Annotated in this window: 5 protein-coding genes and 1 pseudogene; 4 read left to right on the forward strand and 2 right to left on the reverse strand. The window is 68.1% G+C overall.

The genetic code is table 11. The annotated features are described in order from the left end of the window. Positions 1–833 (forward strand): lyase family protein (locus tag Q1K70_RS20970; protein ID WP_300164324.1); only part of this gene is annotated, 833 nt, incomplete at its 5' end. 67 nt (positions 834–900) lie between these two features. Next, a complete protein-coding gene (locus tag Q1K70_RS20975; protein ID WP_300164327.1) occupies positions 901–2,529 on the forward strand; it encodes an NAD-dependent malic enzyme in 1,629 nt (542 codons plus the stop codon). A gap of 125 nt (positions 2,530–2,654) precedes the next feature. Here the strand turns inward: Q1K70_RS20975 and Q1K70_RS20980 are convergent. Together Q1K70_RS20980 and Q1K70_RS20985 are read right to left on the reverse strand one after the other, a co-directional pair. Further along, positions 2,655–3,359 (reverse strand): annotated as a pseudogene (locus Q1K70_RS20980) (cytochrome c biogenesis protein CcdA); the annotation flags it as partial. Between the two features lie 11 nt (positions 3,360–3,370). Then, positions 3,371–3,733: a thioredoxin family protein gene (locus Q1K70_RS20985; RefSeq protein WP_300164330.1), complete on the reverse strand. Its 363-nt coding sequence runs from the start codon at positions 3,731–3,733 to the stop codon at positions 3,371–3,373. Positions 3,734–4,016: 283 nt separating this feature from the next. On the opposite strand from Q1K70_RS20985, the gene Q1K70_RS20990 reads away from it, so the two are divergent. Then, positions 4,017–5,300: a D-serine ammonia-lyase gene (locus tag Q1K70_RS20990; protein ID WP_300164333.1), complete on the forward strand. Its 1,284-nt coding sequence runs from the start codon at positions 4,017–4,019 to the stop codon at positions 5,298–5,300. Continuing rightward, positions 5,291–6,163 (forward strand): DUF1848 domain-containing protein, encoded by an 873-nt coding sequence (locus Q1K70_RS20995; protein ID WP_300164337.1) that lies wholly within the window; start codon positions 5,291–5,293, stop codon positions 6,161–6,163. Before Q1K70_RS20990 ends, Q1K70_RS20995 begins: the two co-directional genes overlap by 10 nt. Positions 6,164–6,467: the final 304 nt, after the last annotated feature.

Raw genomic sequence — 6,467 nt, forward strand, 5'->3', positions numbered from 1 at the left:
ACGCCACCCCGATCACCCTCGGCCAGGAAATCGGCGGCTGGGTCGAACAGATCGACTACGCCCTGGGGGCCATCGAACTCAACCTCGGCGGCCTCTACGACCTGGCCATCGGCGGCACGGCGGTGGGCACCGGGCTCAACTCCCACCCGCAGTTCGGCGACGAGTGCGCGCGAATCATCGCCGAGCTCACCGGCTACCCGTTCAAGTCCTGCGCCAACAAGTTCTTCGCGCTGTCGGCCCATGACGCGCTGATCAACACCTCGGCGGCGATCCGCAGCCTGGCCATGGCCCTGATGAAGATCGCCAACGACGTGCGCTGGCTGGCCAGCGGCCCGCGCTGCGGCATCGGCGAGATCGACATTCCCGAGAACGAGCCGGGCTCTTCGATCATGCCGGGCAAGGTCAACCCGACCCAGTGCGAGGCCCTGACCATGGCGGCGGCGCAGGTCATGGCCTGCGACGTGGCCGTGGGGTTCGGCGGCGCGGGCGGCATCCTGGAGATGAACGTCTACAAGCCGCTCATGATCCACAACATCATGAAATCCATTCGCATTCTCACGAATTCCATGCACAACTTCCGGGTCTTCCTGGTCGAGGGCATGGAGCCCAACCGCAAGCGCATCGCCGAGTTCGTGGGCCGCTCGCTCATGCTCGTCACGGCCCTGTCCCCGGTCATCGGCTACGACAAAGCCTCGAAGATCGCCCACCACGCCATGGACAACGACCTGACGCTTCGCGAGGCGGCCTTGAGCCTGGGTTATGTGGACGCGGCCGAATACGATCGCATCGTGGTTCCCGCCAACATGACGACGCCCTTCGTGGCCAAGGACTGATCCGCGACGCCGCCGCAGGCGCGGCCCGGATGGAATCGGACGCAAACACTCGCAAAGGTGGCGACGTATGACGCAGTGGATGAAACGCGGCAAAGAAGTGCTTCTCGATCCCAGTCTCAACCGTTCAACCGGATTCACGTCGAGCCAGAAGGAGGCCCTCGGCATCGTGGGCCTTGTGCCGGACGCGACCGAGACCCTGGACCTGCAACTGCGGCGCGTGCTGGAGCAGCTCGCCCACAAGGCCACGGACCTCGACCGCTACATCTACCTGGTCAACCTCCTCGACCACAACGAGACGCTTTTCTTCAAGACCGTCATGTCCGACCCGGCCCGGTTCCTGCCCATCGTCTACGACCCGACCATCGGCGAGGCCTGCCTCAAGTTCGGGCACATCTACCGCCAGCCGCGTGGGCTCTACCTGTCTATCGAACGCAAGGGCAAGGTGCGCGAGGTGCTTGGCAACTGGCCGGAAAAGGACGTGCGCGTCATCTGCGTGACCGACGGCGGCCGCATCCTGGGCCTGGGCGACCTGGGGGCCAACGGCATGGGCATCCCCATCGGCAAGCTCCAGCTCTACACCGCCGCGGCCGGCGTTTCGCCGCGCGGGCTTTTGCCCATGTATCTCGACGCCGGCACCAACAACGAAGCCCTGCTGGCCGATCCGCTCTATCTGGGGCTGCGCCGCAAGCGCCCGCCCACCGAGGAGCTCTACGCCTTCGTGGACGAGTTCGTGGAGGCGGTCCAGGAGGTGTTCCCGGGCTGCTGCATCCACTTCGAGGACTGGACGGGCGTGGACGCCGTGCACCTGCTCGCCCGCTATCGCGACAAGGTCTGCTGCTACAACGACGACGTCCAGGGCACGGCCGGCATCACCCTGGCCGGCATGGTCAACGCCTGCCGGGCCAAGGGCACGAAGCTGGTGGACGAGTCTTTTCTGTTCCTGGGGGCGGGCTCGGCCGGCATCGGCCTGGCCGACCTTTTATGCTCGGCCCTGACGGAGGAGGGGCTTTCCCTGGAGGCCGCCCGGGCCCGCGTCCACATGTTCGACGTGGTCGGGCTGCTCGAATCCACGCGCACGGACCTGGTCGATTTCCAGAAGCCCTACGCCCACCCCCACGCGCCCATGGCCCGAAACGACTTCGCCAAGGCCGTCGCGGATCTGCGCCCGACCACGATCATCGGTGTGAGCACCACCGGCGGGGCCTTCGACCGGTCGGTGGTCGAAGCCATGTGCGCGGTCAACGACCGTCCGGTCATCATGGCGCTTTCCAACCCCACGGAAAAGGCCGAGTGCACGGCCGCACAGGCCTACGCCTGGAGCAAGGGCAAGGCGCTCTACGCCGCCGGCGTGCAGTTCGAACCGGTTACGTACGAAGGGCGCACCTTCCTGCCGGGTCAGGCCAACAACTTCTACATCTTCCCGGCCGTGGGCATGGCCATCGTGGCCACCAAGGCCAGGCGGGTGACCGACGCCATGTTCATCCGCGCCGCCAAGGCCGTGGCCGCGCAAGTCACGGACGCGCAGCTCGGCCAGGGGCTCCTGTATCCCCTCCAGGCCGACATCCTTGAAACAGAGATCGTCACCGCCGCCAAGGTGGCCGAGATGGTCTTCGACGACGGCCTGGCCGGCGTGAACCGGCCCAACGACATCGAGGGCTTCATCCGGGCCCAGGTCTACGTGCCGGAATACTCCTGAGACAATCCGGGCGGGGGAGGCAGGAGGCCGTCGCGGCCAAGCGCCCCCGCCCGGCATCTCCCGCCTTGGCGTACGGCGGCGGCGCGATGCCGCCCGCCGGAAACCGGCGTCATGGTGGTGGGGCATGCGGGCAGGAATGGTCTGGCGATGAAGTAGGCGCCGAGCAGCGCGATCATGATTCCGGCGCATTTGCGAAACCAGAGCCCGCCGTGGCGCATGGCCCCGTTTCCCAGCCAACGCCGCACGAGCGCGGCGGAACTCCCGGCGGCCACGATGGGAAGGCAATGGCCCGCGGCGAACAAGGCGACGAGGAGCAGCCCGGTCAGGATTCTATCCTGGATGGTGATGATGGCCCAAATGGGGGCGATGAAGCCGAACGTGCACGAGCCCGAGAGGAGGCCGTAGGCCAATCCGAGGAGAAACGCGCCGGGCATCCCCCTTGCCTTGATCCTTCCCGGCAGGCCGCCGGAAAACGAACAGGCGGCCACCCCCAGCATATCCAGGGCGACCCAGAGAAGCACGACCCCGACGAGAATCGTCCAGTACGGCCCGATGTCGCCCAGCATGCGGCCCAGCAGGCTGCAAATCGCCCCGATGGCGGCGATGGTCACGAACAGGCCGGACGAGAAGGCCAAGGCGTATTTGGCGGCTTCGCGGCCCTGGATGATCCTGCCCTGGCCGGCGACATAGCCCACGATGAGGGGAATGGAGGCCAGATGGCACGGACTGAACAGGACGCTGACGACTCCCCACAAAAAGCAGCCCAGGGCGGCAGGAACGAGGCTCCCTGTCATCCAGGCGTTGATGGCGAGAAACAACTGGTCGAGCACGGCAGAGCGCTTCAGTTCGCCAGCAGCTTGTCCAGCATGGCGGCAAAGGGCTTTTCATCCAGAAATCCTTCGTGGCGCGAAACCTCCTTCCCTTCCTTGTCGAAAAAAATCTGCGTCGGGATGGCCCGAATCCCGAACTTCTCGGCCTGTTCCGAATTTTCCCAGACGTCGAGGAACACGACGGCCACTTTTCCCACGTAGCGTTTCTGGATGGCCTCCAGGACCGGAACCATCATCTTGCAGGGAATGCAGGCCTTGGAGCCGAGATCGACCACGGTCGCCATGCCCTTGACGGGAACCTCCGGCGTCGCGGCGGCGTGGAGGCATGAGGCGCAGGAAAGCAGGGCGGCAAGGAGAAGAGGGACGAATTTCATAAGCATTCCTCCAGGGGGGCGATCGGCAACAAGGGCGCGGCCAAACGCATCGTCCTGATTGCATAAAGGAGAGCCGCTCCCCCGGAAAGGGCCGCCTGGTCGCCGTCGCTGCAACGAGTTGAATTGGCGGGGGGAATCGGCCTGGCATCGTGATCCCTGTATTTTGGTTGATTGGCAAATCAGCCAATTAGCAGGCTTTGTCAAGCCCGTGGTGAGGACCGGTGGGTGAGCCCCCATGTTCCGCTCCGATTGGCCCCGCCCCGTCTTTGCGCTACCTTGGGCCATGGACGCCGCACTTCAAGCCGCGCTGCGCGCGAACGCCCCGGTTTTTTGGCCCAACCCCGGCCGTGTGCCCCTGGCCGAGGCCCGGTCGCGACTGACCGTCTCCCCGGCCGACATCGAGGCCGCGGCCGGGCGGCTCGCCCGGTTCGCGCCGCTTTTGGCCCGGCTTTTCCCTGATGAGTTGGCCGCGACCGGCGGCATCATCGAATCCGACCTGCTCCCCTTGGGCGCGTGGGCGAGCGCCGGGCTGCCGGCCGGGGACACGGTCTGGCTCAAGGCCGACCACCTGCTGCCCGTGGCCGGTTCGGTCAAGGCGCGCGGCGGCTTCCACGCCGTCCTGCGCCTGGCCGAATCCCTGGCCCTGGACGCAGGGCTCCTGGCCGGGCCGGACGCCGCCACGACGGCCCTGGCCGCGCCCCAGGCCCGGGCCTTTTTCGCAGGCCACACCCTTTCCGTGGGCTCCACCGGCAACCTCGGTCTGTCCATCGGCATCCTCGGCCGGGCGCTGGGGTTTGCCGTCACGGTGCACATGTCCGCCGAGGCCAAGGCCTGGAAAAAGGAAAAGCTGCGTGAGGTCGGCGCGACGGTGGTGGAGCACGCCGGCGACTACGCCGCCGCCTGCGTCGTGGCCCGCGAGCAGGCCGCGCCCGACCCGGCGAACCATTTCATCGACGACGAGAATTCCCTGGACCTCTTCCTCGGCTACGCCGTGGCCGGATTGCGTCTGCCGGCCCAGCTCGCCGCCAAGGGGCTGGCGGCATCCGCCGACCGGTCCCTGTGCCTGCACCTGCCCTGCGGCGTGGGCGGCGCGCCGGGCGGCATCGCGCTCGGGGCGCGCCATTTCCTGGGCGACGCGGCCGCGAGCGTCTTCATCGAGCCGACCCAAGCCCCGTGCATGCTCTGGGGACTGGCCAGCGGCCGCCACGACGGCGCGGACATCCGCGAGTTGGGTCTTTCCGGCCGTACCCTGGCCGACGGGCTGGCCGTGCCCCGGCCGTCGCGTTTCGTCGGACGGCTCATGGAGCCCGTGGTCGACGGACTGGCCACCGTGGCCGAGGATGACCTGCCGCGTCTGGTCGCCCGAGCCTGGCGCGAAGGGGAGCTGCGCCTGGAGCCCTCGGCCGCCGCCGCCCTGGCCGGGCCGGCCATGGCCCGCGCCGCCGGGCTTGCCGCCCTGGCCGGCCGCCCGGCCGTTCACATCGTCTGGGCCACGGGCGGCGGCATGCTGCCCGTGGCCGATTTCGCCGCCGTGCTGGCCCTGGCCGGAGAGCGCCCATGCTCGTAAGCGCCAGCCGGCGCACGGACATCCCGGCTTTCTACGGCCGCTGGCTCATGGGCCGCCTGCGCGCCGGCTTCTGCGAGGTGGCCAACCCCTTCAACGCCGCCCAGGTGAGCCGAGTGTCGCTTGCCCCGGCGGACGTGGAGGCTATCGTCTTCTGGACCCGCGACCCCAGGCCGCTCCTGCCGCATCTCGCCGAAATACGGGCCATGGGCCACGAGCCGTTTTTCCTCTTCACCCTCATGGACAACCCCCGTGAGCTCGATCCCAGGTGCCCGGGGCCGGACGTCTCTGTCCCGGCCTTCGCCGCCCTGGCCGAGACCCTGCCGGGACGCGTCGCCTGGCGTTACGACCCCCTGGTCCTCACCTCAAAAACGCCGCCGGACTGGCACCGGGCCGTGTTCGAGCGCCTGTGCGCCCGACTTGCCGGCCTCACGGACCGGGTGATCGTGAGCCTCGTCGAACCCTACCGCAAGATCGCCGGCCGCATGCGGGCTCTGGCCGAGGCCGGCTTCCCCCCCCTGCCCGTGGACGAAGCCCAAACCGTGTCGCTTCTCGCCGACCTTCGCGACATGGCCGCCGCGCGCGGCCTGCGCCTGGCCGCCTGCTGCCAGCCCGAAGCCTTCGAAGCGGCCGGCATCGCCGCCTCCCGATGCATCGACCCGGACTGGATCGCCTCCCGGACCGGCCGACGCCGGGCCGCCGCCAAGGACCCGCACCAGCGGCCGCGCTGCGGCTGCGCGCCGAGCAAGGACATCGGCGCGTACGACCGCTGCCTGTTCGGCTGCCGCTACTGCTACGCCACCTCGAACTTCGAACGCGCGCGCGCCAACTACGGGCGTCATGATCCCGACGCTACGGCGTTGTGAGTGAGGGAGGGAGTGAGGAGGGAGGAGAAGAGGAAGATGCCTCCGGCGGCCAGGAGGGGGTGACCCCCTCCTGGACCTCCCCTGGGGGCGAGTGGGGAGGCGGGAAGGAACGGCAGGCGGCGTGGCATGGGTGGTGGTGGTCGGGGCATCGGCCCGGACCCGCAGGCCGCAAAGCCGGCCTGCACGTCCGGGCCGATTCCCAGACCACGGGCGCCAGCGGCGAAGCGCCGCATCTACGAAAAATTTCCTTCAATGCCTTTAAAAGGCTTTCAAAGTGAAACTCCTTCAAATCTCGCCTCGAAGA

Source organism: Solidesulfovibrio sp. (assembly GCF_029978005.1).
In the GTDB taxonomy this organism is placed as follows: Bacteria; Desulfobacterota; Desulfovibrionia; order Desulfovibrionales; family Desulfovibrionaceae; genus Solidesulfovibrio.

Coding starts and splice junctions, on each gene's coding strand:
- Q1K70_RS20975 (WP_300164327.1), top strand. CDS start 901: ATGACGCAGTGGATGAAACGCGGCAAAGAAGTGCTTCTCGATCCCAGT.
- Q1K70_RS20985 (WP_300164330.1), bottom strand. CDS start 3,733: ATGAAATTCGTCCCTCTTCTCCTTGCCGCCCTGCTTTCCTGCGCCTCA.
- Q1K70_RS20990 (WP_300164333.1), top strand. CDS start 4,017: ATGGACGCCGCACTTCAAGCCGCGCTGCGCGCGAACGCCCCGGTTTTT.
- Q1K70_RS20995 (WP_300164337.1), top strand. CDS start 5,291: ATGCTCGTAAGCGCCAGCCGGCGCACGGACATCCCGGCTTTCTACGGC.